The organism is Kitasatospora sp. NPDC096204, assembly GCF_044763205.1.
Classification (GTDB): Bacteria; Actinomycetota; Actinomycetes; order Streptomycetales; family Streptomycetaceae; genus Kitasatospora.
Map to the genome: position 1 here is coordinate 1 of NZ_JBIWFT010000039.1, position 26,563 is coordinate 26,563.

Annotated in this window: 23 protein-coding genes; 11 read left to right on the top strand and 12 right to left on the bottom strand. The window is 73.5% G+C overall.

Going from position 1 to position 26,563, the window contains the following annotated elements; translation table 11 throughout:
* Positions 1 to 304: 304 nt before the first annotated feature.
* Positions 305 to 1,972 carry a tetratricopeptide repeat protein gene (locus tag ACIQ87_RS32415; RefSeq protein WP_402413786.1) on the top strand — a complete coding sequence of 556 codons (1,668 nt, stop codon included), beginning with the start codon at positions 305 to 307 and terminating at the stop codon, positions 1,970 to 1,972.
* A 306-nt stretch (positions 1,973 to 2,278) separates the two neighbouring features.
* On the opposite strand, the gene ACIQ87_RS32420 is transcribed toward ACIQ87_RS32415, so the two are convergent.
* Positions 2,279 to 2,914: a TetR/AcrR family transcriptional regulator gene (locus tag ACIQ87_RS32420; protein ID WP_402413788.1), complete on the bottom strand. Its 636-nt coding sequence runs from the start codon at positions 2,912 to 2,914 to the stop codon at positions 2,279 to 2,281.
* A 50-nt stretch (positions 2,915 to 2,964) separates the two neighbouring features.
* Here ACIQ87_RS32420 and ACIQ87_RS32425 point away from each other — a divergent pair, with 50 nt between their 5' ends.
* Together ACIQ87_RS32425 and ACIQ87_RS32430 are read left to right on the top strand one after the other, a co-directional pair.
* On the top strand, positions 2,965 to 3,483 hold the full coding sequence (locus ACIQ87_RS32425) for a GNAT family N-acetyltransferase (RefSeq protein WP_402413790.1): 519 nt from the start codon (positions 2,965 to 2,967) through the stop codon (positions 3,481 to 3,483).
* A 470-nt stretch (positions 3,484 to 3,953) separates the two neighbouring features.
* Positions 3,954 to 7,001, top strand: coding sequence for a hypothetical protein (locus ACIQ87_RS32430; protein WP_402413793.1), 3,048 nt, complete (start codon positions 3,954 to 3,956; stop codon positions 6,999 to 7,001).
* Between the two features lie 108 nt (positions 7,002 to 7,109).
* On the opposite strand, the gene ACIQ87_RS32435 is transcribed toward ACIQ87_RS32430, so the two are convergent.
* The 3 genes from ACIQ87_RS32435 to ACIQ87_RS32445 all read right to left on the bottom strand — a co-directional run bounded on the left by ACIQ87_RS32435 (position 7,110) and on the right by ACIQ87_RS32445 (position 10,918).
* Positions 7,110 to 7,979, bottom strand: coding sequence for a LysR family transcriptional regulator (locus ACIQ87_RS32435; protein ID WP_402413794.1), 870 nt, complete (start codon positions 7,977 to 7,979; stop codon positions 7,110 to 7,112).
* A gap of 243 nt (positions 7,980 to 8,222) precedes the next feature.
* Positions 8,223 to 9,470, bottom strand: a complete 1,248-nt coding sequence (locus ACIQ87_RS32440; protein WP_402413797.1) for an MFS transporter — start codon at positions 9,468 to 9,470, stop codon at positions 8,223 to 8,225.
* A 224-nt stretch (positions 9,471 to 9,694) separates the two neighbouring features.
* Positions 9,695 to 10,918, bottom strand: coding sequence for a hypothetical protein (locus tag ACIQ87_RS32445; RefSeq protein WP_402413975.1), 1,224 nt, complete (start codon positions 10,916 to 10,918; stop codon positions 9,695 to 9,697).
* A gap of 295 nt (positions 10,919 to 11,213) precedes the next feature.
* Between ACIQ87_RS32445 and ACIQ87_RS32450 the strand changes: the two genes are divergently transcribed.
* The 6 genes from ACIQ87_RS32450 (at position 11,214) to ACIQ87_RS32475 (ending at position 18,556) form a co-directional block, all read left to right on the top strand.
* Positions 11,214 to 12,242, top strand: coding sequence for a phosphotransferase family protein (locus tag ACIQ87_RS32450; protein WP_402413799.1), 1,029 nt, complete (start codon positions 11,214 to 11,216; stop codon positions 12,240 to 12,242).
* Positions 12,243 to 12,248: 6 nt separating this feature from the next.
* Positions 12,249 to 13,481: an acyl-CoA dehydrogenase family protein gene (locus tag ACIQ87_RS32455; RefSeq protein WP_402413802.1), complete on the top strand. Its 1,233-nt coding sequence runs from the start codon at positions 12,249 to 12,251 to the stop codon at positions 13,479 to 13,481.
* Positions 13,482 to 13,602: 121 nt separating this feature from the next.
* Positions 13,603 to 14,883 carry an alpha/beta hydrolase family protein gene (locus ACIQ87_RS32460; RefSeq protein WP_402413804.1) on the top strand — a complete coding sequence of 427 codons (1,281 nt, stop codon included), beginning with the start codon at positions 13,603 to 13,605 and terminating at the stop codon, positions 14,881 to 14,883.
* 456 nt (positions 14,884 to 15,339) lie between these two features.
* Entirely contained in the window at positions 15,340 to 17,238 is a 1,899-nt protein-coding gene (locus ACIQ87_RS32465; protein WP_402413807.1) for a putative Ig domain-containing protein, read from the top strand.
* 177 nt (positions 17,239 to 17,415) lie between these two features.
* Entirely contained in the window at positions 17,416 to 17,919 is a 504-nt protein-coding gene (locus tag ACIQ87_RS32470; RefSeq protein WP_402413809.1) for a hypothetical protein, read from the top strand.
* A 160-nt stretch (positions 17,920 to 18,079) separates the two neighbouring features.
* The gene (locus ACIQ87_RS32475; protein WP_402413811.1) at positions 18,080 to 18,556 is read left to right on the top strand and encodes a hypothetical protein; all 477 of its coding nucleotides are present in this window, start codon (positions 18,080 to 18,082) and stop codon (positions 18,554 to 18,556) included.
* Positions 18,557 to 18,653: 97 nt separating this feature from the next.
* Here the strand turns inward: ACIQ87_RS32475 and ACIQ87_RS32480 are convergent, their stop codons facing one another.
* The 3 genes from ACIQ87_RS32480 to ACIQ87_RS32490 form a co-directional block, all read right to left on the bottom strand.
* Positions 18,654 to 19,625, bottom strand: a complete 972-nt coding sequence (locus tag ACIQ87_RS32480) for an NADPH:quinone oxidoreductase family protein (protein ID WP_402413813.1) — start codon at positions 19,623 to 19,625, stop codon at positions 18,654 to 18,656.
* Complete coding sequence (locus tag ACIQ87_RS32485; RefSeq protein ID WP_402413978.1) at positions 19,622 to 20,380, bottom strand: SDR family oxidoreductase; 759 nt, start codon at positions 20,378 to 20,380, stop codon at positions 19,622 to 19,624. The genes ACIQ87_RS32480 and ACIQ87_RS32485 overlap by 4 nt, the downstream gene beginning before the upstream one ends.
* 116 nt (positions 20,381 to 20,496) lie before the next feature.
* Positions 20,497 to 21,255: an SDR family oxidoreductase gene (locus ACIQ87_RS32490; RefSeq protein WP_402413816.1), complete on the bottom strand. Its 759-nt coding sequence runs from the start codon at positions 21,253 to 21,255 to the stop codon at positions 20,497 to 20,499.
* A gap of 229 nt (positions 21,256 to 21,484) precedes the next feature.
* Between ACIQ87_RS32490 and ACIQ87_RS32495 the strand changes: the two genes are divergently transcribed.
* Positions 21,485 to 22,111: a TetR/AcrR family transcriptional regulator gene (locus tag ACIQ87_RS32495; protein WP_402413818.1), complete on the top strand. Its 627-nt coding sequence runs from the start codon at positions 21,485 to 21,487 to the stop codon at positions 22,109 to 22,111.
* Between the two features lie 210 nt (positions 22,112 to 22,321).
* Here the strand turns inward: ACIQ87_RS32495 and ACIQ87_RS32500 are convergent, their stop codons facing one another.
* The 5 genes from ACIQ87_RS32500 to ACIQ87_RS32520 all read right to left on the bottom strand — a co-directional run bounded on the left by ACIQ87_RS32500 (position 22,322) and on the right by ACIQ87_RS32520 (position 25,753).
* A complete protein-coding gene (locus ACIQ87_RS32500; RefSeq protein WP_402413821.1) occupies positions 22,322 to 23,395 on the bottom strand; it encodes a M14 family metallopeptidase in 1,074 nt (357 codons plus the stop codon).
* A gap of 15 nt (positions 23,396 to 23,410) precedes the next feature.
* The gene (locus tag ACIQ87_RS32505) at positions 23,411 to 23,740 is read right to left on the bottom strand and encodes a hypothetical protein (protein WP_402413824.1); all 330 of its coding nucleotides are present in this window, start codon (positions 23,738 to 23,740) and stop codon (positions 23,411 to 23,413) included.
* 80 nt (positions 23,741 to 23,820) lie between these two features.
* The gene (locus tag ACIQ87_RS32510; RefSeq protein ID WP_402413827.1) at positions 23,821 to 24,543 is read right to left on the bottom strand and encodes a TetR/AcrR family transcriptional regulator; all 723 of its coding nucleotides are present in this window, start codon (positions 24,541 to 24,543) and stop codon (positions 23,821 to 23,823) included.
* Between the two features lie 470 nt (positions 24,544 to 25,013).
* Positions 25,014 to 25,631, bottom strand: coding sequence for a LysE family transporter (locus tag ACIQ87_RS32515; RefSeq protein ID WP_402413829.1), 618 nt, complete (start codon positions 25,629 to 25,631; stop codon positions 25,014 to 25,016).
* Complete coding sequence (locus tag ACIQ87_RS32520) at positions 25,628 to 25,753, bottom strand: hypothetical protein (protein WP_402413832.1); 126 nt, start codon at positions 25,751 to 25,753, stop codon at positions 25,628 to 25,630. Before ACIQ87_RS32520 ends, ACIQ87_RS32515 begins: the two co-directional genes overlap by 4 nt.
* Positions 25,754 to 25,864: 111 nt before the next feature.
* Between ACIQ87_RS32520 and ACIQ87_RS32525 the strand changes: the two genes are divergently transcribed.
* Positions 25,865 to 26,494 (top strand): maleylpyruvate isomerase N-terminal domain-containing protein, encoded by a 630-nt coding sequence (locus ACIQ87_RS32525; protein WP_402413834.1) that lies wholly within the window; start codon positions 25,865 to 25,867, stop codon positions 26,492 to 26,494.
* The last annotated feature ends 69 nt before the right edge of the window (positions 26,495 to 26,563 follow it).

Below are 26,563 nucleotides of genomic sequence, written 5' to 3' on the forward strand. Positions count from 1 at the left end.
CCACCGCCGTCAGCGACGAACTCGCCTGGGCCTGAACCACCCGCTCGAAGGAGAGCCGAATCCCCACCACCCACCCCCCCCCCCCCCCCCCAACCCGCGACCCCCCCGCGCGGGACCCCCGGCCCCCCGGGGGGCGGGGGCCTGCCACCGGGCGCCGCCCCACCCCGCGGTCCTCGTCACCAGCCGCGCCGCGCTCACCGCCCTGCCCGGCTCCCGGCTCGTCGACCTGCACGAACTGGACGCCCCGCACGCGCGGACGCTGCTGCGCCGCATCCTCGGGGAGCACCGGGTCGCCGCCGAGCCGGTGGCCGCCGCACGGATCGTCGAGCTGTGCGGCGGCATGCCGCTGGCGGTCCGCATCGCCGGCGCCCGCCTCGCCGCCCGGCCGCGCTGGACCCTGGCCCGGCTCGCCCACCTGCTGCACGACGAGCGGCGCCGGCTCGACGAACTGGCCACCGGGAACCTGGCCGTACGGGCCGGCTTCGCCGTCGGCTACACCCGCCTCGCCGAGCCGACCCGCCGCACCTTCCGGCTGCTCGGGCTGCTCGACGCCCCCGACTTCGCGCCGTGGGCCGCGGCGGCGATTGCCGACATCCCGCCGGAGCAGGCCGAGCGGCAGCTGGAGGAGCTGATCGACGCCCAACTCCTCCAGGAGACCGGCACGGAGCCGCACCTGCGCTACCGCTTCCACGACCTCGTCCGGCTGTACGCGCGCGAGCACGCCGAGGCCGCGGACGAACCGGCCGCCCGCGCCACCGCGCTCGAACGGGCCTTCGGCGCCTGGCTCTGGCTGGCCGAGCAGGCGGCCGACCAGGTGCCCGGGCCGTGCTTCGCGCCGATCCACGGCGCCGCGCCGCGCCACCCGATGCCGTCCGGCGTCGCGGCGGCACTGCTGGACGACCCGACGGCCTGGTTCGACGCCGAGCAGCCGGCCCTGAACGCGAGCGCCCGGCAGGCCGCCGCGCTGCGCATGGTGCCGATGGCGTGGGAACTCGCCGCCTGCCAGGAGAAGTACTGCGACGTGCGCGGCCTGTACGACGAGTGGCGCACCACCCACCTGGCCGCCCTCCAGGCCTGCCGGGCGGCCGGCGACGGCCTGGGGACGGCCGTGCTCACCCGAGGCCTGATCGAGGTGACGACCTGGACCACCGCGGCCGACGGCTCCGGGGCGACCGTCGACCTGCCGGACGGCACCCAGACGATGGTCGCGCTGGACGACCGGGCGCGACACCTGCGAGGCCTGTTCGAGCAGGCCGGGGAACCGCGCGGGACCGCCGACGCCCTCGTCCTGACGGCCTGGAGCCTGGTGGCCCAGGGCCGCGAGCAGGAGGCCCTGGACGCCGCCCGGCAGGCCCTGGACCTCGCCACCGCCCACGACCACCCGGGCGGCGAGGCCCGGGCCCACCAGATCATCGCCATCGCGTACGGCGAGACGGACCTCGACCGCACGATCGAGCACCTCACCGAGGCGCTGCGGCTGGCGCGGCTGATCGGCAACACCCGCTTCGAGGCGACCGCGATCCAGTTCCTCGGAGCCGCCCACGGCCGGGCCGGCCAGGTGGAGCGGGGCGGCGAGTTGCTCCTGCGCTCGCTCGCCATGGCCCGCTCGCTCAAGGACCGCTACGTGGAGGCGTTCTCGCTGCTCTACCTGGCGATGCTGTACGCGGCCACCGGCGACGACCGGGCCCGGGAGACGGCCGAGGCCGCGCTGGCCATCGCCCGCCGCTTCGATCTGGGGCACCACCTCGCCCAGGCCCTCGGCATCCTGGGGGAGCTGGACCTGGCGGCGGGGGACCACGCCTCGGCGGTCGGGCACCTGGAGGAGTCGGTGCTGGTGTGGCGCGCCCGCGGCTGGCGCTCCTTCCTCGCCGAGGCGCTCCGCGCGCTGGGCCGGGCGTACGAGGCGGCCGGGCTGGCCGAGTCGGCCGCGCGGGTGCTGGAGGAGGCGCGGGAGCTGAGCGACATCCGGTAGCCCGGCCGGGGCGTACGGCGGCGCCGGTCGGCGGCCGGGGGTGTACGGCGGCGGCCGGCGGCTCAACGGTGCCGAGCGGTGCCGGTCGTGGGCCGAGCGGTGAGCGATCGGTAAGCGAACGGTAAGGCGCCCCTGCCTAGGCTCGATCCCCACGGCACAGGACAGGCGTACCCACCCGGCCCCGGCCCGGTCGACGCGCCCGTCCCGTACGCACCGCATGGGCAGCCGGTCGGGTCCGCGCAGGGGACGGACCCGCCCGGTGGCTCTACCGGCACCCGGGTGGGGACCCGGTCACCGGTCCCGGTCTCAGGCGAGGGTCGCGTCGAGGAAGGCCCGCCAGGCCGCGTGGACGCGCTCGGCGTGCGCGCGGCTCCTGCTGCCCTCGCCCGCGTCGGAGCCCTCGCCCGCGTCGGCGTCGGCGCCGTCACCCTCGCCCTCGCCCGCGTCGGCGAGGAGGTCCAACAGCAGGCCGCGCAGGACGGCGAGCACCACGGTGGGATTGGCCCGGGTGCCGTCGAGGACGCGTTCCAGTGGAGGCAGCCACTCGTCCAGCGAGGCGGTGCCGAAGTCCAGCCACGGCTCGCTGTGGTCGAAGGCGCGGACGTACCCCTCGAAGAACAGCCGCAGCGCGCCCCGCCGTTCCGGGGCGGTCAGCCACTCCCAGAGCAGTTCGAGGGTCTCGCGGGCGCTGCCGCCCTCGACCTCGGATCGTTCCAGCAGGGCGAGTTGCTCGGACCGCCCGACCGCCAGGACCTCCCGGACCAGCTGTTCCTTGGACCCGAACAGGTACAGCAGCACGCGGGGGCTGGAGCCGATCCCGGCCGCCAGCGGGCGGAGGGAGAGGTCGGACACGTTGTGCTCGGCGACGTAGCGGACGGTCGCGGCGAGGATCTCCTCGCGGCGCGGCGAAGGGCGGGAGGGCGCGTTGGCAGGGGCGGACACGTGGTCTATCGTTCCACTGAAACGAGTGTTTCAGTGAAAGGGGATGCCAGATGGCCGCCACCGCACCCGGAACCGCGACCATCCGCGAGGCCGTCCGGCCCGGGGACCTCGGCGCTGTCGCCGCGCTGCACGGCGTCCTCTACACCCGCGAGTACGGCATGGACGCGACCATGGAGGCCTATGTCGCCGCCGGCATGGCCGAGTTGGTCCTGGCCTGCGCCCGCGAGGGTGGTGCCGCGCCCGGTCGGCTGTGGGTCGCCGAGCTCGACGGCCGGGTGGTCGGTGCCACCGGCCTCACCCGGGCGGAGGAGCGCCTCGGCTGGGGCCGGCTGCGATGGGTGATCCTCGATCCGGCCGCCCGTGGTCGGGGTCTGGGCCGGCGGCTGCTGGAGACGGCCCTGGACGAGGCCCGCACGCGCTCGTACCAGGGCGTGTTGCTCTGGACTGTCACCGGGCTCGACGCCGCCCACCACCTCTACGCGAAGGCCGGCTTCAAGCTCACCGTGTCCCGCGCCGCCCGCAAGTTCGGCCTCGACACCGTCGAACAGCGGATGGACCTGCGGTTCTGAGAAACGCGGGACAGGGGCCTGACGGGACGGTGGTTCCGACAGGACGGCGGTTCTGACGGGCCGGTGGTTCCGAGGGGCCGGTGGTTCCGAGGGGCGGTGGTTCCGAGGAACGCGGGACGGTGCTCCTGACGGCCCGGGCCCCGGGCGTGTGGAAGCCCGGCCGGGGGCTCGACTCCCCAGGGCGGCGAGGGCGTAGGCGCGGCTGCCGGTGACGTGCCCGCGAGGTGGCGGCGGGCGAGGTCCGCGGCCGCCTTCCGTCGGCCGTCGCCGTCCTCCCGTGAGTCCGGGGGCGGACGACCGCCGCCCGGACCGGGCCCGTGGCACGTCCGTTCGTATCCAGCCCCTATGATCCGCCGCGGGGGGAAGTACGCCGAGCCGGTGCGGCACAGCCGTGTCCGTACAGCCGTGTCCGCCTCCTCCGGTGGCGCGGGCCCGCGCCACCGGTTCGACGACCGGGAGACTACGACTCGGTGATACTCACTCAACGCCTGGGCCGCGGGCTGCTGGCCGGCGCCTCGGTGCTCGCGCTGGCACTGCTGCCCGCAGGCCTCGCACCCACCACGGCGGCCGCCGCCCAGGCCGCCGCCCAGGCCGCCGCCCCGACCGGCGCCCCGGCCGGTGACGGCTCCGGGCCGACGCCGGTGGACCTCGACACCACGCGCGCCTTCGCGGACACCTTCCAGCTGGACCCGGCCAGGGACACCGACCCGCTGTACGGGCTGAACGTCGGGCTCGAGGCCCGGCAGTCGGTGCCGGCCGGCCAGCACGGGATCTCCTACACCCGGGTCTCCGGCCGCTGGGACACCTCGGTCGCGCCCGACCAGTGGTTCGTCCAGACCAGTCACCCCAACCACCCCAACAAGCTGCTGTTCGCCAAGGGCGTCTCCGCGGTCATGCTCGGTGCGCCGGCCGTCGCGGACGGCACCGGGCACTACACCGTCTCGACGGTGATCGACCCCGTCGTCGGTGACACCGGCAGCAACGACTGGGGCTCGATCGTGCTGAGCCGCAGTCACCGCAGCAACGGCTACGTCACCGGTGGCGACGTCGACCTCGGACTGACCGTCAGCTCGCGCGGCGGGCTCGCCCTCTTCCACGGCGGCGGCGGTGAGGCTCCGTTCTGGACCGGCACGGTGGCGCCCACGGCGCGGTACGCCGTCTCGCTGACCGTCTCCACCGGGGCCGACCGCGCCGTCACCCTGACGGTGAACGGCACCCCGTTCACCGTCCCGGCGCCGGCCGGGGTGACCCGCTGGCCGGGCAGCGAGTTCCTCTACCTCGGCACCTACCTCACCGACCCGGACAGCTTCACCACCTTCGGCGACGGCGCCGGCCACGGGCTGAACGTCAGCAGGGTCGACACCACCGCCACCCGCAGCGCCAATCCGTTCGTCGACACCTTCGACGGCGCGCCCAACGCCACCGCCGACTTCGGGCTCAACCGGGACCTCAGTGCCCGCCAGCCGAGCCTGATCTCCGCGAACTACACCGCCGTCTCGGGTGTCAAGGGGCTGGCCCTCGACCCGCCGGCGGGCTCGGTGCAGGTCAACAGCCCGGCCCACCCGAACGTGCTCTCCTTCCCCAAGGGCACCTCGGCCGTCCGTCTGAACAAGCCGGCCACCTCGGACGTTCCGACCGGCGCCTACACGGTGCACGCCGTGCTGACCCCGGTGGTCGGCAGCACCTCCGGCCAGGACTGGGCCTCCCTCGCCGTCAGCGACGCCTCGGGCGGCACGGGCGCGGTGGACGCCGAGGACGTCGCGCTCGGCCTGCGTGTCCAGGCCGACGGCGGGTTGACGCTCTTCCAGGGCGGCACGTCGACCGTCCTGCCCACGGCCCCGGCGGCGGGCTCCTACGAGGTGTCGGTCGCGCTCAGGACCGGCGAGCAGCGGGCGACCGTACTGGTCAACGGCGCGACGGTGTTCTCCGGCCGCACCGACGTCCGGCTGCCCCGCGACGGCTACGTCTCGCTCGGCGCCCACCACTCGGCGCCCGGCCAGGCCACCACGGTGGACGACCTGCGGATCTCCATGCTGGGCGGGCTCGGTTACTACGGGTTCTTCGACATCCGGGACCCGGACTCGCCGAACAACGGCGTCAACCACGCGCCGGAGGTGGCGCAGTGGACCAACCTCAACAACTACCTGCGTGGCCAGGACCCCCGCCTGGAGTTCCTGGACCAGTGCCTGCCGGCCTCCTGCGTGATCGACCTCAACCAGGAGACGGTGATCCCGGACTCGCCGGGCAGCTGGGTGTTCCACCCGAACCCGGACGCCGCGGAGAACCTCCGCAGGCTGGTGGAGCGCATCGGGCCGAACATCGACAAGATCGCCGCCGTCGGCATGACGGACGAGCCGTACTCGCACGGCATGGCCCCCGAGCAGGTGATGCTGCAGGCCAAGCAGATCCGGGCCGCGTTCCCGGAGAAGACGCTGCTCATGAGCCTCGACCGCTGGAACGCCGAGCAGACCGCGCCGATCCCGCCCGAGGTCGACATCGTCGGCTTCGACCACTACTGCACGGGCCGCGGCCAGCTCCAGCCGCTGCTGGCGAACCTGAAGACGTTCCTCTCCTCGCCGGACCAGCACCTGATGCTCTTCCCGGAGTCCACCAACGAGCGGGACGTCGCCGTGAACTGCTTCCCCGACAGGACGGACGCGGACGTCGTGGCGTACAACGCCGAGTACCGGGCGCTCGCCGCACAGGACCCGCGCGTCGTCTACCTGCAGAACTTCCGCTGGCTGGGCCCCGACCAGCCGAACAGGGTGCCGCTGACCGTCGCGGCGCAGCAGCGGATCGGCCGGGCCGTGGTCAACGCCACGCCCACGCCGAAGCCCGCCTCGGTGGGCGCCTACCGGAAGTCGGACGGCAGCTTCGGCGAGGCCGCCCACAACGGCCGGTACACCGGGCAGTCCGTGTTCGGCGGCGGCGGCGACGACGTCGTCCCGCTGACGGGCCACTGGAGCGGGCCCGGCACCGACACCGTCGGCGTCTACCACCGCGACACCGCGACCTTCCAGCTGTCGAACGACAACGCCACCGTGGCCGCCACCTTCCCGTTCGGGATCCCCGGTGACATCCCGCTGGTCGGCGACTGGAGCGGGCAGGGGCGGAGCACGGTCGGTGTCTACCGGCCCAGCGACCAGTACTTCTACCTGTCCGACGACAACTCCACCGTCAAGTACCGGATCAAGCTGGGCAACCCGGGCTGGAAGCCGCTGGTCGGCGACTGGGACGGCAACGGCACCACCACAGTCGCCGTGTACGATCCGCAGACCCAGATCTTCTACCTGAACGACTCCAACCAGACGGAGAACGTGCGGCCGGGCGTCAAGTTCGGCAACCCCGGCGACATGCCGGTCAAGGGCGACTGGGACGGCACCGGCAAGGAGACCATCGGCGTCTACCGGCCCGGTGACCAGACCTTCTACGGGGCCGCCGAGAACTCCGACCTGGTGATCTACCGCACGAAGTTCGGCAACCCGGGCGACGTCCCGCTGGTGGGCAACTGGGGCTGACGCCTCGTACGACGTCCGACAGGGCGCCCTTCCGACGCCGCGGAGCGGTCGATCGGGAGGGCGCCCTGCCGTTGCCGGATCTCCAGGGGAGCCCCCGCCGGCACCGCGTCAGGTGATGTGCCGCAGCAGCGCGGCGACGGCGGGCGGTGCCTCGCCGGGGGGCCGGACGACCATGACCTTCCAGGTCGGGGCGTGGCGGTCGAAGCGGTACTGGGGGAGGTCGGGGAAGCGGTCCGCGATCGACCTGGGCATGATGCAGACGCCCAGGTCGTTGCGGACCAGCTCGGCGGCCGCCACGATGTCGTTCACCTCGAAGGTGGTGCCGCGGTCGACGCCCGCGGCGCGGAAGGCGCGGTCGACGGCGTGGCGGATGGCCCAGCCGGGGGTGAAGTCCACCACGGGCAGCCGGGCGACGTCGGCGAGGGTGACCTCGCCCTCCGGGGTGGCTCCGGCGAGCACCCGTCGGGGTGCCGTGAGCAGCACCATGGACTCGCGGGACAGCAGTCTGGTGGTGAGGCCGCGCTGCTGCTGGCGGTCGAGCGCCACCACGGCCAGGTCGACGGTGCCCTCGCGCAGCGCCTGGCGGATGTCGGCGACGGCGGCCTGGCGCAGGTGCACCACGACGCCGGGGTGCTCGGCGCGCAGGGCGGCCAGGGCGTGGTGGAGGCCGGCCCAGACGCCCTGCATGGTGCCGACGGTCACCCTGCCGCGCAGCTGCCCGCGGGCGGCGTCGACGGCTTCCCGGGCGAGTTCGGCGGCCCGCAGCGTCGCGCGGGCGGCGGGGACGAAGGCCTCGCCGGCGGGGGTGAGGGCGACGCGGTGGGTGGTGCGGTCGAACAGCGGGGTGCCGAGTTCGCGTTCGAGGGCGCGGACGGTGGCGGACACGGAGGACTGGACGACGTGCAGCCGCCGTGCCGCCGCGGTGAAGCCGCCGGTGTCCGCCACCGCGACCACGACCTCCATCTGCCGCAGATCCATCGTCCACTCCCGGTTGGGCCGTACGCCGCCCGGTGCGGGGGGCGGCGAGGGCTGTCGATCTTCACGCATCGTAGGCGGAGGGCGGTGCCGCCCTCGCGGGTGTGCGGAGGGTGGTGTCCCTGAGTACGTGGGCGGGGCGGTGTCCCTGAGCACGTGGGCAGGGGCGGCCCGGCACGTGGCGCCGGCCCGTCCTCGGAGCGGGGACGGGCCGCGGCCGGGTCGCTCCCGGTCACGCGCTCCCGGTCAGGCGCTCGCGGTGCCGGGTTCGGCGGCCGCGCCCTGGCGGCGTTCGGTGGCCCAGTAGAGCAGGGCGAGCAGGGGCAGGGCGGTGCCGAGGGTGGCGACGCCGGTCCAGCCCCAGGCGTGGTAGAGGACGGAGCCGAGTTCGGATCCGGCTGCTCCGCCGACGAAGAACATGGCGATGAAGGCACTGTTGAGGCGGGCCCGGGCGGCCGGGTCGAGCGCGTAGACGGTGTGCTGGCCGAGGATCAGGCTGGCCTGGACGGCCATGTCGATGAGGACGGCGGCGAGGGCGAGCAGGATGACGCTGTGGCCGCCGAAGCCGGCGAGCGCGAAGGAGACGGCGGCGACGGCGAAGGCGATGCCGGTCATGCGGTGGGTCAGCCCGTGGTCGGCCCAGTGCCCGGCGAACGGGGCGACGGCCGCTCCGGCCGCGCCGACGAGGGCGAACAGGCCGACGCCGACCGCGGAGTAGTGGAAGTGGGGGCCGGTCAGGACGAAGGAGACGGTGGTCCAGAAGGCGCTGAAGGCGGCGAACATCGCGGCCTGGTAGAGGCCGCGGCGCAGCAGGGCGGGGTGGGTGCGCACCAGCCGGGCGGTGGAGCGCAGGACGTGGTGGTACGGGATGGTGGTGGTCGGGGCGTGCGCGGGCAGGGCGGCGCGCAGGGCCACGCCGAGGACGGCCATCAGGACGGCGGAGCCGAGGAAGACGGTGCGCCAGCCGGCGAGGTCGGAGACCAGGCTGCTGAGGGTGCGGGAGAGCAGGATGCCGGTGAGTAGTCCGCTCATCACCCGGCCGACGATCCGGCCGCGGGCGTGGTCGGGGGCGAGGCTCGCGGCGAACGGGACGAGGACCTGGGCGACGACCGAGGTGGCGCCGCTGACGAGGGAGGCGATCAGCAGCATCGGGAAGCTGGTGGCGAGCCCGGCGGCGATGAGGGCGAGGGTGGTGACCGTCAGCAGGGCGGTGATGAGGTTGCGCTTCTCCAGCCGGTCGCCGAGCGGGACGAGGAAGAGCATGCCGATCACGTAGCCGACCTGGGTGAGGGTGATCAGGGCCCCGGTGGTGGCGGTGCTGGTGTGGAAGACGTCGCTCAGCGTGGAGAGCAGGGGCTGGGCGTAGTACAGGTTGGCGACCGTCATGCCGGAGGCGACGGCCAGCAGTGCTATCAGCCAGCCCGGCACGCCGTGGGGGGCGTTGGCGGGTGTGGACCGGCGCGCGGCGGTCGGGAGGTCGGACGAAGCGGACATCGGGCACCTTCTCGAGGCAGTGGGCCGGGGCGGCCGGCACGGGCGGGGCGGTGACGGCAGCCTCCTCGCTGCCGTCACACGGGTGTGAGCGTCGGTCCGCTCCCGCTGCTTCCCCGTCCGGGGCGATGCTTCGGAATGTCAGTCATCTCGATCGGAGATGACCGTGGGAGCCCGCCCCCTGGGTCGTGCGCCGAACCGGATCAGGCCCGCGCCGCCCGGGCCCGTCACTTGACCAGGCGGGACCAGTCGGCCGGCTGGGCGGGGTCGAGTTGGCGGAGCTTGTCGAGGACCGCCGGGTCCTGGGCGTCGAGCCAGTCGGCGACCTGGCGGAAGGAGGCGCAGCGGACGCCCTCGCGCTTGCAGACGCTCTTCATCACGTCCTCGACGGCCTTCATGTAGATGCCGCCGTTCCAGTCCTCGAAGTGGTTGCCGATGAACAGTGGGGCGCGGCTGCCGTTGTAGACGCGTTCGAAGCCGGCGAGGTAGCTGTCGCGGGTCTCCTTCTCCCAGGTGTCGTACTTCTTGGGGTCGCCCTTGGTGGTGTCCCCGGACTGGTTGGCCAGGAAGTTGAAGTCCATCGAGAGGCTCTGGGTCGACTTCCCGGAGTAGGGGAGCATCTGGAGCGGGAAGTTCCAGATGCCGTCCTTCCTGGTGGGCCAGACCTGGAACTCGCCCGGGGAGCTGGCGTCGTAGCGGAAGTTCGTGGCCTTCTCGGCCGGCAGCAGGTTCTTCTGGCCCTCCAGGCAGGGGGCGCGGCCGCCGACCAGTTCCTTGGTGTAGTCGAAGGGGAGCGGCGGGAGGTCCTTGAAGCCGGTGTTGGTCTTCCAGTTGGTGACGAAGGAGACGGCCTGGTCGAGCTCGCTCTTCCACTCCTCGGTGCTCCACTCGCCGCCGCCCTTGGCGTTGCAGAAGTGCCCGTTGAAGTGGGTGCCGATCTCGTTGCCGTCCTGCCAGGCCAGGCGCAGCTGTTCCAGGGTGTCCTTGATGTGGGCGTCGGTGGCGTAGTCGATGGAGGCGTCGCCGGGCTTGTGCTGTGGCGGCTTGTACAGCGTGCTCTTGGACTTGGGGAGGGTGTAGAGGCCGCTCAGGAAGAAGGTCATCTGGGCGTTGTTCTCCACGCCGAGCTTGCGGAAGCGGGAGAACATGCGCTCGTCGCCCTCCAGTGCCCCGTCCCAGGAGAAGACGACGAACTGCGGCGGCTTCTCGCCGGGCTTGAGCCGCTCGGGCGTGGGCTGCTTGGGCTGCGGGCCGGTGTAGGAGGTGGAGCCGTCGCCGAGCACCTTGACCTGGCCGTCCCAGGTGGGGGTGGGGACGGGCGGCGGCGGGGCCGGGGCCTCGGTGGTGCTGCTCGGGGTGGGGCCGGACGGGGTGGTGCCGGTGGCGGTCGTGGGTCTGCTCGTCGTGTCGGAGCATCCGGTCGCCAGGGCGGAGGCCCCGAGGACCCCCATTGCCAGCAGGATGGCCGAGCCGCGAGCAGTCCGCACGGGACCCCCTTTTCCCTGATGTCTGATCAGGAAGTATTCGGAAGATGATCGATGAATACGATCATCAGAACATTTTTGAGCGTCGAGGTCGAACCGCTCCGGGGGTGGTGCGGCAGCGGCCCGTCCGGCGCGGTCGGCGCCGTTGACGACGTCAACGGGATCGTGGGGCTCGGGGGTTCATGCCATTGACAGGGGGCCTCCCGGGTTGAATGCTAAGCAAGCGCTTAGTCAATGATCCGCCTCCCCGAGGAGCCGCCCGATGGCCGAGACCCCCGTCGACCCGCCCGGCCTGGACCTGGCCCGTCTCCGGGCCCACCTGGACCGCGAGCTGCCCGGGATCCTCCAGGGGCCGCTGCGGGCCGACCTCGTCGAAGGGGGCCGCTCGAACCTCACGTACGTGCTGAGCGACGGCACCTCCCGGGCCGTCCTGCGGCGCCCGCCGCTCGGGCACGTCCTCGCCACCGCGCACGACATGGGCCGCGAGTACCGCGTGATGACCGCGCTGCGCGACACCGGCGTCCCCGTGCCCCGCACCCTGCTGCTCGACCCGGACACCGACACCCTCGGCGCCCCCTGGTACCTCATGGAGTACGTCCCCGGCACCGCCCACCGGGACGCCGCGCCGCTGGCCGCCCTCGGCGAGCAGCGGGTGCACGCGCTCGGCACCAGGCTGGTCGACACCCTCGCCACCCTGCACCGGATCGACCCCGCCGCCGTCGGCCTCGCGGACTTCGGGCACCCCGAGGGCTACCTGGAGCGCCAGCTGCGCCGCTGGTCCAAGCAGCTCGCCGCCTCCCGCAGCCGCGAACTGCCGGACCTGGACCGGCTGTACGAGCTCCTCGGCCGGCGGCTGCCCGTCTCGCCCGCGCCCGCCCTCGTCCACGGGGACTACCGGCTGGACAACGTCCTGGTCGACGACACCGACGCCATCGCCGCCGTCCTGGACTGGGAGATGTCCACCCTCGGCGACCCGCTCACCGACATCGGCCTCCTGGTGATGTACACCGAACTCTCGGGCGTCGGCGGCGGCATCATCCCCTCCGCCATGACCGCCCCCGGCTTCCCCGAGCCCGACGAGATCGTCTCCTCCTACGCCGCCGCGACCGGCCGCCGGGCGGAGGACCTCGACTGGTACGTCGCCTTCGCCTCGTTCAAGCTCGCCGCCGTCGCCGAGGGCATCCACTTCCGCTTCCGGCAGGGCCGCACCCTGGGCGCCGGCTTCGAGCGCGCCGGCGAGATGGCGCCGATCCTCGCCCGGCACGGCCTGAGCACCCTCAAGGAGAACTGAGCACCGATGGACTTCGCCTACGACGCCCGGACGAACGAACTCCGCGAACAGCTGCTCGCCTTCATGGCCGAGCACGTGTACCCCGCCGAGCCCGTCCTCGCCGCCCAACTCGCCGACCGGGCCCGCGACCCGTGGGCCATTCCGCCCGTCGTCGCGGACCTCCAGGCCGAGGCCCGCAAGCAGAACCTCTGGAACCTGTTCTTTGTGGACAAGCACAGCCAGCCAGGTGGACCCGGCGCCGGCCTCACCAACCTCCAGTACGCCCCGCTCGCCGAAATCACCGGCCGCAGCATCCAGTTGGCCCCGCCCGCGCTCAACTGCGCGGCGCCCGACACCGGCAACATGGAGCTGCTCGCCCAGTTCGGCAGCACCGAGCAGCGCGAGCGCTGGCTGCGCCCGCTGCTGGACGGCGGGATCCGCTCCGCCTTCGCGATGACCGAGCCCGAGGTCGCCTCCTCGGACGCCACCAACATCGCCACCCGGATCGAGCGGGACGGCGACGAGTACGTCGTCAACGGCCGCAAGTGGTACATCACCGGCGCGATGAACCCCGACTGCCGGATCCTGATCGTGATGGGCAAGACCGACCCGGACGCCGAACCGCACCGCCAGCAGAGCATGGTGCTCGTCCCGCGCGACACCCCGGGCGTGATCGTGCGGCGCGGCATGACGGTCTTCGGGTACGACGACGCCGACCACGGCGGCCACGCCGAGGTGCTGTTCGAGGACGTCCGCGTCCCGGTGGAGAACCTGATCGGCGAGGAGGGCACGGGCTTCGCCATCGCGCAGGCCCGGCTCGGCCCCGGCCGCATCCACCACTGCATGCGCGCCGTCGGCATCGCCGAGCGGGCGCTGGAGCTGATGTGCCGTCGGGCCAACGAGCGGGTGGCGTTCGGCAAGCCGCTGGCCGAGCAGGGCGTGGTGCAGGACTGGATCGCCGAGTCCAGGGTGCGGATCGAGCAGCTGCGGCTGCTGGTGCTGAAGACCGCCTGGCTGATGGACACCGTCGGCAACCGCGGTGCGCACACCGAGATCCAGGCCATCAAGATCGCCACCCCGCGCACCGTGGAGTGGATCCTGGACAAGGCCGTCCAGGCCCACGGCGCGGCCGGCGTCAGCCAGGACACCCCGCTCGCCCAGCTCTGGGCCGGCAACCGCACCCTGCGGCTCGCCGACGGCCCGGACGAGGTGCACAAGCGCTCGCTGGCCCGCAGGGAGCTGCGGCAGTACCGGAACTGACCCGTAAGGGTGTGACACCCGGGTATTCAGGGGCCGGTTGGCCCCCTGGTATGACGGCCGCGGCCCGTCCCCGACCGTAGTGTCCTGCGTGTTCGATCGATCGGAACACGGAGGGAACACCATGGGCATTCCGGGACGGGCCGTGGCGGCGGTGGTACTGGCGGCGGCAGCGGCGGTGGGCACGATCGGCACGGCCGGGGCGGTCGCGGCGGCGCCGACCGACGGCGGCGCCGGGCGGCAGGCCCGGGCCTGGCTGCCGGAGCCCAGCGGGCCGTACCCGATCGGGACCACCGCGCTGCACCTCACCGACACCGGACGGGAGGACCCCTGGCACCCCGGGCAGCGGCGCGAGCTGATGATCAGCCTCTGGTACCCGACCTCCCACCCGGCCGCCGGCGACGACCGCGCCCCCTACATGGAGCCCGCCGCCGGCCGGCACTTCGACGGCCCGGACGGCGTCGGCCTGCTCAACTACGGCACCGAGCCCGGCCGCACCGACTGGTCGGCCATCCGCACCCACGCCCGCAGGGACGCCCCGGCGCTGGCCGGCGCCCCGCGCCCGGTCGTGCTCTACTCGCCCGGGCTCGGCGACCCGCGGACCTGGGGGACGGCGCTGGTCGAGGACCTCGCCTCACGCGGCTACGTGGTGGTCACCGTCGACCACACCTACGAGGCCTCCGAAGTCGCGTTCCCCGGTGGCGACCTGGCCCCCTCGGTGCTCCCCGGCATGCTCGGGCGGCCCGGCCTGGACATCGGCGCCGTGCTGCGCAGGGCGATGGACACCCGGGTGGCCGACACCCGCTTCGTACTGGACCAACTCACCGTACCGGGCGGCCGGCCCGGCCTGCCCGCCGGGCTCGCCGGGGCCCTCGACCTCGGCCGGATCGGCATGGTCGGCCAGTCGGCGGGCGGCTTCACCGCCCTGCAGAGCATGCACGACGACCCGCGGATCACCGCCGGCGTGAACATGGACGGGCAGCTCCACTTCCCCGGCCCCGACGGTCACACCGGCGTCTTCCTGCCCAGCGTCGCCGAGGACGGCCTGGACCGGCCGTTCCTGCTGATGGGCACCGGCAGCGACGACTCCGGCAGCTACCGGAACCAGCCCGGCTGGAACGCCCTGTGGCAGCACAGCACCGGCTGGCACGCCGATGTCACCCTCACCGGCTCCCGCCACGGCTCGTACACCGACGGCCAGCCGCTGCTGCCGCAGCTCGCCCGGCAGGGCGTGCTCAGCGCCGAGCAACTGCGCAAGGACGTCGGGGACATCCGCCCAGGGCGCGCCGAACTCGCCACCCGCTCCTACGTGGCGTCCTTCTTCGACCGCTGGCTGCGCGGCCAGGACGACCACCTGCTGGACGGTCCCTCGGCGCGCTTCCCGGAGATGGCCTACGAGCGGTAGCGGGCCGGGGCGGTGGGGGCGGAGCCACGGCGCCGCCCCCTCCCGGACGGGCCGCAGCCGAGGCTCTCCCAGCGCAGTGGTGAATCGCCGTCAAGAGGGCCTCGGCGCCCGGCGGCCGCGGATTCCGGAGCCCCATTTCCGGTTCCATTCAGTGAATGGCTACACGCGTCAACCCTTTTTCCATCAACACCGCTTGACCTGCTTGGAAACCGCTTGACCTGCTTGGACGCGCTTCTTAATCGTTCCTTACCCTACGCCGTTGACCGGTGTTCATCAGCTCTGCTTTCCTTCTTGCCACGCAGGCGGCAAAAAGCCGACGGGCAGTCAATTCCGGTGTACGAATGACATTCGACCGGAACCCGCCCCGACGGAATCCGCCGCCGGCCCTTCCCCACAAAGGGATCGTTCCCGGCCCCCGGGCCGCGGACGATCGGCAGAAGAGAGGCACCCTCACCCATGGGTCACTCCCCCAGGACAGGACGCGCGAGGACCGCGGCGCTCACCGCGATCGCGTCGCTCGCGCTCGCCGCCGCCGGCCTGGCCGGCGCGGCCGCTCCGGCCTCCGCGCAGGACGTCTCCGGCTCGCAGGGCAGCTCCACCAACGAGTTCAACCCCTGGAGCCCGCAGAGCGGCCACCCCTACCGGCACGGCGCGGTCCCCGGCATGTCGCAGCACGAGAACTACAAGAAGTGGCTTGCCGCCCACAACCAGGCCGCGGCGACGGGCCAGCAGACGCTGTCGTACGGCGGTGGCGTCGACGGCATCGGCGTGCAGAGCGGGCACTCCAAGGTCTACCTGGTGTTCTACGGCAACCAGTGGGGCACCCAGAGCACCGACGCCAACGGCAACGCGAAGTTCTCCAACGACTCGGCCGGCGCCGCCGGTGCCACCCAGCAGATGTTCAAGGGCATCGGCACCAACGGCGAGACCTGGTCCGCCGACCTGACCCAGTGGTGCGACGGCCCCAACGTCGCCACCGGTGCGGTGAGCTGCCCGTCCAACGCCAACTTCATCCCGTACCAGAGCGGCGGCGTCCTGTCCGGCGTCTGGTACGACAACGCGGCCGCCTCGCCGAGCCAGGCCAGCGGCAACCAGCTCGCCCAGGAGGCCGTCAAGGCCGCCGGCCACTTCGGCAACACCACCGCCGCCGCCAACCGGGACGCGTACTACATCGTCCTGTCGCCGCACGGCACCAACCCGGACGACTACCAGAACCCCACCACCGGGTACTGCGCCTGGCACGACTGGAACGGTGACACCACCCTCACCGGCGGTGCGGCGAGCTCGCCCTACGGCGACATCGCCTTCTCCAACCAGCCGTACAACATCGACGCGGGCTCCAACTGCGGCGTCGGCTTCGTCAACTCGCCCGGCACGCTGGACGGCTGGACGATGACCCTCGGCCACGAGTGGCACGAGATGATGTCCGACCAGAACCCGGCCGGAGGCTGGACCAACCACGTCTCCGGCAGCAGCTACAACGGCCAGGAGAACTCCGACGAGTGCGCCTGGATCCGGCCCGGCAGCACCGGCGGCGCCGCCAACATCTCCTTCGGCTCCTTCGGCAGCTACGCCGAGCAGGCCAGCTGGTCCAACGACACCAACTCCTGCGCGATCTCGCACGCCATCCTGACCCACGGCAACACGGTCACCGTCACCAACCCGGGCAACCAGAGCGGCACCGTCGGCACGGCGGCCAGCCTGCAGATCAGCGCCACCGACTCGGCCACCGGCCAGACGCTGAGCTACTCGGCCACCGGCCTGCCGGCCGGCCTGTCGATCAACTCCTCGACCGGCCTGATCTCCGGCACCCCGACCGCCGCCGGCACCTCCAGCGTCACGGTCACCGCCACCGACGGCACCGGCGCCGCCGGCAACACCGCCTTCACCTGGACCGAGTCCACCAGCGGGGGCGGCGGCAACCCCGTCACCAACGGTGGGCTGGAGAGCGGCAGCCTGACCGGCTGGACCGCCGCCGGCACGACCTCCGCCACCGCCGCCGCCGCCCACAGCGGCAGCTACGGCGCGATGGTCGGCTCCACCAGCCCGACCGGGGACTCCTCGATCGCCCAGACCTTCACCGCGCCGACCGGCTCCAGCACGCTGTCCTTCTGGTACAGCAACACCTGCAACGACACCGTCACCTACGACTGGGCCACCGCCACCCTGAAGGACAACACCACCGGCACGACCACCACGGTCCTGGCCAAGACCTGCACCACCACTGGGAGCTGGACCAACAAGACGGCCTCCGTCACCCCGGGCCACAGCTACACCCTCACCCTGAGCAACCACGACGACAACTACCCGGGTGACCCGACCTACACCTACTACGACGACGTGACCGTCTCCTGACCACCGTCGCGCCGAACGCACCGGGGTGGGCCCAGCGCCCGCCCCGGTGCCGTTTTCCGGTCCGGGCGCCGGGTGGCGTCCGGGCGGGATCCGAACCGGCCGCCGGTGCGTCGAACCGGTACCCGTGGAACAACGGCCGGAACAACGGCAACTGGAACAACGGCAAGAGGAACCACCGTGAATCCGAGAAGACCCGCCACCCTGGCACTCGCCGCCGCCCTGCTCGCCCTGGCCGGCTGCGCCTCCACCGGAACGGGCCCGTCGACGCCCGCGACCACGCCGGCCACCACGTCGGCCACCACGTCGGCGACCACGCCCGCCACCACGCCCGTCACCACGTCGGCCACCCCGGGCCCGGCGGCGGTCACGGTGGACGAGCACGCCGACCGCACCACCGTGCGGATCGCCGTCGGCGCGACGCTGACGCTCGCGCTGCACAGCACCTACTGGTCCGCCGCCACCAGCTCCGCCCCCGAGGTCCTCGCCCCGGACGGCGCCCCGAGCACCGCCCCGTCGCCGTCCTGCCGCCCCGGCGGCGGCTGCGGAACCGTCACCGCGGCCTTCACCGCCCGCGCGGCCGGCACCGCCCGCCTCACCGCCACCCGGACCTCCTGCGGGGAGGCCCTCAACTGCCCGCCCGAGCAGCGGACTTACGAGGTCACGGTGGACGTCGAGGGCTGAGGAGCGAGCGTTTCGACGCGCTGAGGGCCGCTCCCCGTCGCGCGAAATTCACGGCCCGGGGTCTACCCGCATAGACAGCGATACGTCATCCTGGTGCGATGCCGGTCCTCGGAGCCCGGGGGTCGAGTCGTAGGCACGTCATCCTGACCGGGAGATGCAGATGAAGCCACGCACCGCAGCCACCGTCGTCGCCCTGGCCCTGGCGGGCCTCGCCCTCTCGGCGCCCACGGCCGGCGCCAGCGGTACCAAGCTGTCGCAGTCGGCGGCCGCCAGTCAGTTGAGCGGCGCCGGCATCACGTGGAGCTCCAGCGGCGGCTGCACCACCAGGTCCAACTCCACCTGCACCTCGTTCGACCAGATCAACTCGGGCACGGTGAGCGCCGTCATCACCCTGAAGCAGGCCAGCGGCTGCGCCATCAACATCACGGGCGGGACGGAGGTGGGCCACGCCTCCGGCACCTACAGCCACTACAACGGCTACAAGGTCGACGTCTCCCGCAGCTCCTGCATCGACAGCTACATCCAGAACAGCTTCACCTACATCGGCCTCCGGGGCGACGGCTACCCGCAGTGGAAGGCCGCGTCGGGCAACCTGTACTGCAATGAGGGCAGCCACTGGGACATCACCGTCTACTGACGCCGACCCGTCCTGGCAGGAGGAGAAGGCCGGTGGCGGGGTCGCAGCCGAAGAGCTGCGACCCCGCCCGGTGTCGCCGCCCGAGCCGGGCGGAGGGTCAGTCGCCCAGGACGGCGATCCGGCCGGTGCTGAGCCCGGCCGCGACGCGCTGGACGGCGTCCGCGGCGCCGGCCAGCGGCACCCGGGCGCTCACCAGGGGCCGGACGGCGCCCCGTTCGGCGAGCCTGGTGAGCTCGTCGTGGGCGGTGCGGACGGCGCGCGGGTCGTGGGTGTTGTAGAGGCCCCAGTGCAGTCCGAGGATCGTGTAGTTCTTCACCAGGGCGTGGTTGAGCGCCGGGGTGGGGATCCGCCCGCCGGCGAAGCCGACCACCACGATCCGGCCCTCGAAGGCGACGCACCTGGCGGAGCCGGTGTAGGCCTCGCCGCCGACCGGGTCGAAGACCACGTCCGCGCCGCGCCCGTCGGTGGCCTCCCTGACGGCGTCGACGAAGTCCCGCTCCCGGCGGTCCACCACCAGGTCGGCGCCGAGCGCCCGCGCGGCCCGTGCCTTCGACGGCCCGCCGACCACGGCGATCACCCGCGCCCCGGCGGCCCGGCCGAGCTGGACCGCCGCGCTGCCGACCCCGCCGGCCGCCGCGTGCACCAGCAGGGTCTCGCCGGCCCGCAGCCTGGCCCGGCGGTGCAGCCCGAACCAGGCGGTCTGGTGGCCGATGTGCAGCGCGGCCGCCTCGGCGTCGTCCAGCGCCTCGGGCGCCGGGAACGCCGCGTCGGCGTCCAGCAGCGCGTACTCGGCGAAGGCGCCGTGCGGCAGCACCGGGTTGCCGATCAGCCGCTCGCCCCGCCGGGCGCCGTCCACCACCTCGCCGCACAGCTCCACGCCGGGCGTGAACGGCAGCGGCGGGCGGACCTGGTACTGCCCGCGCACCATCAGCGCGTCCGGGAAGTTGACGGCCGCCGCCCGCACCCGGACCAGCAGCTGCCCCGGCCCGGGCACCGGCCGCGCGACGTCCCCGGCCAGCCGCATCACCTCGGCGGGCTCGCCGAGTTCGCCCACCTGCCAGGCCCTCACAGCACTTCGCTCCTCTCCAGCCCCTGCTGGAGCCGGTTCATCCCGGTGAGCCAGCGGTCCGGCTCGGTGGCCCGGACGCGGCAGTAGTCGGCGACCTCGGGGTGCGGCAGCAGCAGGAAGCGCTCCGCGCGCATCCCGTCCAGCGCCGCCTCGGCGACGTCCGCCGGGTCGAGCGCGGTGGGGGCGAGCAGCGCCTCGCCGACCGCGCCGGTGGAGGCGAGCAGGTCGGTGCGCACGCCCTGCGGGCAGAGCGCGTGCACCCGCACGCCCCGGTGGCGGTAGGTCGCGGAGAGCCACTCGGCGAAGGCCAGCGCGCCGTGCTTGGTGACGGAGTACGGGGCGGAACCCAGCATGGTGAGCAGCCCGGCGGCGGAGACGGTGGCCAGGAAGCGGCCCTCGCCGCGTTCCAGCCAGCGGGGGAGCAGCAGGTCGGCGGCCCGGACGTGGGCCATGACGTTGACCTCCCAGGCGCCCGCCCAGGCCGCGGCGGGCGCGTCGGCCCCGCCGGCCGGGGCGACGCCGGCGTTGGCGCACCACACGTCGATCTCGCCCAGGTCGGCGCGGGCCCGCCCGACCAGCTCGGCCAGGCCCTCGGCGGAGGCCGCGTCTCCGGGCAGCGCGGTGCCCGCGCACTCCTTCGCCACGGCGTGGGCGGCCTCGGCGTCCAGGTCGTTGACCACCACCCGGGCGCCGGCCGCGGCGAAGGCCCGGGCCAGCGCGGCGCCGATGCCCCGGCCGCCTCCGGTCACCACCACGCCCCGGCCGTCGAACTCCCGGCCGTCGAACCCCCGGCTGCCCGGCGCCCGACCCTCCGCTGTCCGGCCCTCCGATGCCCGGCCGTCCGGTGTGGGGCCGTCGAACGCCCCGGTGGTCACATGCCACCGCCGAGGGTGACCCCGCCGTCCAGGACCAGGGTCTGGCCGGTGATCCAGCCGGCGTCCGGGGAGAGCAGGAAGGCGACGGCGCCGGCGACGTCCTCGGGGACACCGAGGCGGCCCAGCGGGTAGGCCTTGGCGACCTTCTCCTCGCGGCCCTCGTACAGCGCCTCGGCGAACTTGGTCTTGACCACGGCGGGGGCGACGGCGTTGACCCGGATGCCCTGGGGGCCCAGCTCGGCGGCGAGTTCGGTGGTGAGCCGGATCAGCGCGGCCTTGCTGACGCCGTACATGCCGATGCCCAGCGAGGCGCGGATGCCGGTGATCGAGGCGACGTTGACGATCGAGCCGCCGTGCTCGCCCATCCACGCGGCGTGCGCGCGGCGGGTCCAGGCCAGCGGGGCCAGCACGTTGACGGCGAGGATCTTCGCGGCGGCGCCCTCGTCGGTGTCCAGGATCGGCCCGAGGACCGGGTTGATGCCGGTGTTGTTGACCAGGTGGTCGAGCCGGCCGAAGGCCTCCAGGGTGCGGGCGACCGCCTCCTCCTGGTGAGCGGGGTTGTCGGCCTTGCCCGCGACGGCGATGGCGTTCTCCGGGCCGCCCAGGTCGCGGACGGCCTCGGCCAGCGGCTCGGGGTTGCGGGCGGTGAGGCAGACCTTGGCTCCGCGGTCGACCAGCTCGCGCGCGATGCCGAGGCCGATGCCCCGGCTCGATCCGGTGACGATGGCCACCCGGCCCTTGAAGGAGTGCACCACGGAGCGTCCTGCCTTTCGTGCGGGAACCTGCGGGAACCTGTGCGGATCTGCGGGGTCTGCCGGGGCTGCGGGGTCTGCGGGGCCCCGGGGAATCCCGCCATCTGCTGACTAAGCGCTTGCTCAGCATGCTGTCGGTGCGGGAGCCTGTCAACAGTCCGTCGGACTCCCGCCCCGCCCGAGGCGGCGACCGGCGGGAATGCCTGTACGAGTTCTCTGGGAGGATGGCGCCATGACCAGCACCCCGCTCGCCGACCTCTGGCCGACCCTGCCCGGCGCCGACGTCCGCCCCGAAGCGGCGTACCGGCTGCTCCAGGCCGCCGTCGAGTCGTTCGCCGAGCGCGGCTTCCACGCCACCACGACCCGGGACATCGCCACCGCGGCGGGGATGAGCCCGGCGGCGCTGTACATCCACTACCAGTCGAAGGCCGCACTGCTGGCCGAGATCAGCCAGGCCGGCCACGCCGCCACGCTCGCCCTGGTCCGGGGTGCGGCGGCCGGCCCGGGCGGCCCGGCCGAGCGGATGCGGCGGCTGGTCGAGCAGTTCACCGCCTGGCACGCCCGGGCCCGGACGGTCGGCCGGGTGGTCAACTACGAGCTGCACGCGCTGCCCGAGGACGCCTACGCGGTGGTCGCCGCGCTGCGGCTGGACATCGAGCGGGAGGTCAGCGCGCTGATCGAGGCGGGCGTGGCGACGGGGGAGTTCCAGGTGGCGGAGGTGCGGACGGCGGCCCGCGCGGTCACCTCGCTGGGCATCGACGTCTCCCGCTGGTACACCGGCAACTCCACCGAGGCGCCGGAGGAGCTCGGGCGCCGCTACGGGGAGCTGGTGCTGCGGATGCTCGGCGCCCGACTCTGAGGGGCGGCGCCCTCCGGGCCGGCCCCGGGCCCCGAACCCCCCTTGACCCGCGCCGGCGAGGCGAGCAGACTCGTATACGAAGTACGTTTTTCCCGTACGTGTGCCTCGTAAATGTACGGACAAACCCAGGGCGCCCGCCACGACCTATCGTGGCGGGCGCCCTGCTGTCGGGCACTGTGGCTTCGGGGCTTTGGCGCCTCCTACGGTGTTTCAGGCGGTGGCCAGGCAGAACTGCACCAGCCCGGCGTCCACGTCGAGGACGATCTGCTCCATCTCCGCCCACCGGGGGTGGAACTCGGTGCCCCACTCGACCGTGAAGCCGAGCACCTTCCCCTGGTCCGGGTCGGCGAAGTTGCGGGAGTAGACGTAGTCGTCGCTGGTTCCGCTGGTCGGGTACAGGTGGAACCCGCTCATCGGCTTGTACGCCAGGCCGCGCACGCCGTTGACGCCCTTGCAGAACGCCTCGGCGAGCAGCACGGCGGCGTCCTCGTCGTCCTTGGGGATGTACTCGGCGTACGTGAGGTCGCCGGGCAGGCCGCGCTTGCCGTCGTAGTCGGAGTTGCGGAAGTTCATGTCGGGGTCGACCGACTGGTTCTCGTCGTCGCCCCAGTTGTAGAGCATGTCCTGGGAGTAGCTGTGCACGTCGACGAACCACCGGGTCAGCGGGAGCTGGTCCAGCAGCCACTGGACGTTGCGGGTCTCCGGTTCGGAGAACGCGCTCGGGCCGGCGTAGACCTGCTGGTCGCACGGGTCGTTCGACACCTGGGGGTTGGCGCCCGGGGCGAAGGCGGTGACGAAGTCGAAGAGGAAGTCGTAGTTGCGGTTGAGGTCGACTCCGACGCAGTCCGGGGCGGGGTTGCCACCGGCGTTCGCCGGGTTGCGGTTCTTGCGCCACATGGGCCTGACGGTCTGGCTGTAGTGCCGGCCGTCGGGGTTGACCAGCGGGTAGAGCACCAGGTCGAGCCGCTGGAGCAGACCGCTGACCTGACCGGCGGTGAAGGCGGTGCCGCCGTAGCCGAGGCCGGTGCCGTCCCGGTGGGCCTCCAGCAGGTCGGCGGCGAGGTGGATGAGGATCTCGCAGCTGCCCCATTCACGGGCGTGGACGCCCCCGATCATCATGACGCACGGCTTGGGGGCCGGCGTGGGCTCGCTGATCAGCAGGGCGTGGGCGGTGCGGCCCTCGAACGAGGGCTCGGGCAGGGTGACGAGTTGGGTCAGGTCGGGGAAGGCGGTGGCCAGGCTGGTCACGGCGGACTCGACCTCGGTGACGTTCAGGTACGGCATGGCGGGCCTCCCGGGTCAGCCGGAGAGTTTGGCGGCCAGGCCGCGCGGGACGGCGTCGGCGGGGGCGAAGCGGTCGCCGCTGCCGACCTCGGCCTGGGCGGCGCGCCCGGCCTCGCTGGCGTTGCCGATCAGGGTGACCGTGACGCCCTCGCGTTCGAGGGCCGGGATCCGGTCGGCCGGGGCGTAGACGTCGATGCCGATGCGGCCGTCTTCCTCGACGCGCGGGCGTCCGCCGACGTCGGGGCGGGTGTCGCGCAGCAGCGCGCGCAGGGTCTCCGGGTCCTTGGCGGTGACGCGGAGGCGCAGGATGTCATCCGGGGGTGGTGTGTCGGGTACGGAGGACATGGGACTTCTTCCCGGGCGCCGTCAGCGGGCTGCCGGTGGCGCCGATTCGATCGGATATGTCCGACGTGTACCTCGTATCCTCAGGATGCGTCGCCGCCGTAGAACCCGTCAAGGGGCGGCTCGGGCATCCCGTCGAGCAGGCTGTCCAGGCCGCTCAGCATCTCGGCCTCGTCGTCGAAGTCGGCGAACCGGGGCACCAGGGCGCGCAGCCGGGGGTAGTCGGTGGCGGACAGCCGGTGCAGGCCGAGCCGCAGCGCGGGGTCCGGCTCGCTCGGGTTGTCGACCACCTGGCGCTTGTCCACCAGCATGCAGCCGAGGTTCCAGGCGACGAAGCTGCGGTAGACGGTCAGCGAGCCGGCGTCGTCGAAGCCGGCCCGGCCGAGCACGGCCAGGATGTGCTCGGTGAGGTCCAGCACCGAGGCCGGGCGCCGCGACACCGGGACGGCCAGCGGGCGGGTCGCGACCAGTGGCAGGATCTCGGGGTGGGCGTGCGCGGTGGCGGCGAACGCCTGGGCGATCCGGCGCAGTTCGGCGCGCCAGCCGTCCTGGTGGGGGCCGCGGACGGAACCGGCCCGCAGTCGGGCGTTGATCTCGTCGAAGTAGGCCTCGACCAGGCCGTCGATCAGCGCCTCCTTGCCCGGGGTGTAGCGGTACAGGGCCATCGACTCCACGCCGAGCTCGGTCGCCAGCCTGCGCATGGTCAGCGCACCCAGACCCTCGCGGTCGACCAGGGCCACGGCGGCACCCAGCACCAGCGGGCGGCTCAGCCGTCCCCGCTTCTCGGAGGCGTCCTGCTCGGCCATCTCCGCACTCCTCCGGGTCGGTGGCGGTGTCGGCCCGCGCCCCGGCCGCTCGGCCGGCTCGACGGACCAGTCGCGACGCGGGGCCCGCTTCCGGGCCGGGCTTTGGCGGATGTCACTCAGCGGATACAGAACCAGGATACAAGGTATGAATCGGACGTAAACGGTTGAGCGGACTCCGGCGGCCGATTTCGCGGATCCCGCTGGTCAGCCGACCCGGGGTGGGGGTCGGGGCGGGGCGCGGCTGCGGCAACGGCGCTGGCGGCGCCGGTCGCGGTGTGTGACGCCGCTGCGGGTGGAGGGGCGTGCGTTCGGTCGGGTGGGAGTCGGTCGGCGGGTGCGGTGAGCAGCGGTGGAGGCGGGGTGGGGGGTTGGGGCGGGGGCGTGGCTGCGGCAACGGCGGTGGCGGGGCCGGTCGCGGTGTGTGACGCCGCCGCGGGGCTTGCTGATCCGGTGGGCGGAGGGGCGTGCGTTCAGTCGAGCAGCAGCCGGACGGCGAGTGCGGCGACCAGTGCGGCGGAGCCGAGCGCGGTGAGCAGCCGGCCGCGCGGGCCGGTCAGGGCGCGGCCGAGCAGGGCGCCGCCGGAGGCCAGCAGCAGCTGCCAGCAGGCGGAGGCGGCGAAGGCGCCGAGGGTGAAGGCCACCCGGGCCGGGACACCGCCCTGGCTGCCGCCGCCGAGTACCAGCGCGGCGAAGTAGAGCACGGTGAGCGGGTTCAGCAGGGTGATGCCCAGCAGTGTCAGGAACGCCCGGGCGGGGGAAGGCGGTTGTGTCCGTGGTCCGTCGGCGGCGGTGCCGGGGCGGCTGCGCAGTGCGGTGACGGCCGTCCGGGCGGCGAGGGCCAGCAGCACCAGGGCGGAGACGAGCCGCAGCGGCCGGGCGAGCGGTTCGAGCAGCGGCGCGAGGCCGGTGCCGCCGGCCGCCGCGAGCAGCGCGTACAGGCCGTCCGCGGTGGCCACGCCGAGGGCGGCGCAGGTGCCGGTGCGCAGCGAGGTGCGTGCGGTGAGCGACACCAGGTAGGCCCCGACGGCCCCCACCGGGACGGCCACGCCGAGCCCGGCGAGCAGCCCCGCGGCCAGCGCGGCCCTCACGCGCGTGCGGCGTCGGGCCTCCGGGGACGGCGGGGCTGCTGCTGGACCGTGACCGTGACCGGGGCCGTGGCCGGGCGGGTGGCGGCGGGTGCGGACAGCGGACGGGCGGGGGAGTCGGTCATGGGTCGATGGTGGCGGCCCGGCCGCGGGCCCGGCAAACGGTTTTCCGGGCGCCCGGGATAGCGTGGGGCCGACCCCGTGATCGCCGTCCCGAGGAAACCCGAGGAGAGTCGATGGACAGTCAGAACGACCAGGTGCGCGCGCTGTTGGTGGAGGTCTGGGCCTCGTGGGCGGAGCGGGGCGCGGCCCTGACCGCCGAGGACTGGGAGCGGTCCACCCGGCTGCCCGGGTGGACCGTACGGGAGCTGTTCGCGCACGTGGCGCCGGTGCCGGAGATGTTCGCCGGGCTGCGCGCGGCCGTCCTGGACGCGCCGGCCGAGGTGGTGGACGGCGCCGGCATCCTGCGCGCCTACAACCGTCCCGGCGGCATCGCCCACACCGCCGCCGAGCAGGTCGCCGAGGCGGCGAAGCAGACCGCCGAGGCGGCCGAACCCGCCGTGCTGATCGCCCGGTTGGGTGTCGAGGGACCCGCCGCGCTGGAGGGCATCGCGGACCTGTCGCCGGGCGCCACGGTGGCGCATCCGCTGCTCGGCAGCGTGACGGTCGGCGCGCTCGGCGAGGTGGCGCTGATGGAGGCGACCGTCCATCTGCTCGACCTGGTCGCGGCCGTCGGCGGCCCGCAGCCCGCCGAGGAGGCGCTGGACTTCACCCGCGCGCTGCTGGCGCGGGTCGCCGACCCGGTGGCCTTCATCGAGGCGGCGACCGGTCGCGGTACGCGGGCGGTGCTGCCGGTCGTCCGGTGAGGGTTCCGGTCTGGTGAGGCGTACACGTCTCATGTCATGAGCCTTTCAAAGGCGCGGGCTTGCTGTCAC

Excerpts from the sequence above, each read along its gene's own strand:
- ACIQ87_RS32445 (WP_402413975.1), bottom strand. The coding sequence starts at position 10,918 with ATGGGGGTCCTCGGGGCCTCCGCCCTGGCGACCGGATGCTCCGACACG.
- ACIQ87_RS32455 (WP_402413802.1), top strand. The coding sequence starts at position 12,249 with ATGGACTTCGCCTACGACGCCCGGACGAACGAACTCCGCGAACAGCTG.
- ACIQ87_RS32475 (WP_402413811.1), top strand. The coding sequence starts at position 18,080 with ATGAAGCCACGCACCGCAGCCACCGTCGTCGCCCTGGCCCTGGCGGGC.
- ACIQ87_RS32465 (WP_402413807.1), top strand. The coding sequence starts at position 15,340 with ATGGGTCACTCCCCCAGGACAGGACGCGCGAGGACCGCGGCGCTCACC.
- ACIQ87_RS32435 (WP_402413794.1), bottom strand. The coding sequence starts at position 7,979 with ATGGATCTGCGGCAGATGGAGGTCGTGGTCGCGGTGGCGGACACCGGC.
- ACIQ87_RS32500 (WP_402413821.1), bottom strand. The coding sequence starts at position 23,395 with ATGCCGTACCTGAACGTCACCGAGGTCGAGTCCGCCGTGACCAGCCTG.
- ACIQ87_RS32450 (WP_402413799.1), top strand. The coding sequence starts at position 11,214 with ATGGCCGAGACCCCCGTCGACCCGCCCGGCCTGGACCTGGCCCGTCTC.
- ACIQ87_RS32495 (WP_402413818.1), top strand. The coding sequence starts at position 21,485 with ATGACCAGCACCCCGCTCGCCGACCTCTGGCCGACCCTGCCCGGCGCC.
- ACIQ87_RS32505 (WP_402413824.1), bottom strand. The coding sequence starts at position 23,740 with ATGTCCTCCGTACCCGACACACCACCCCCGGATGACATCCTGCGCCTC.
- ACIQ87_RS32425 (WP_402413790.1), top strand. The coding sequence starts at position 2,965 with ATGGCCGCCACCGCACCCGGAACCGCGACCATCCGCGAGGCCGTCCGG.
- ACIQ87_RS32440 (WP_402413797.1), bottom strand. The coding sequence starts at position 9,470 with ATGTCCGCTTCGTCCGACCTCCCGACCGCCGCGCGCCGGTCCACACCC.
- ACIQ87_RS32525 (WP_402413834.1), top strand. The coding sequence starts at position 25,865 with ATGGACAGTCAGAACGACCAGGTGCGCGCGCTGTTGGTGGAGGTCTGG.
- ACIQ87_RS32460 (WP_402413804.1), top strand. The coding sequence starts at position 13,603 with ATGGGCATTCCGGGACGGGCCGTGGCGGCGGTGGTACTGGCGGCGGCA.
- ACIQ87_RS32520 (WP_402413832.1), bottom strand. The coding sequence starts at position 25,753 with ATGACCGACTCCCCCGCCCGTCCGCTGTCCGCACCCGCCGCCACCCGC.
- ACIQ87_RS32510 (WP_402413827.1), bottom strand. The coding sequence starts at position 24,543 with ATGGCCGAGCAGGACGCCTCCGAGAAGCGGGGACGGCTGAGCCGCCCG.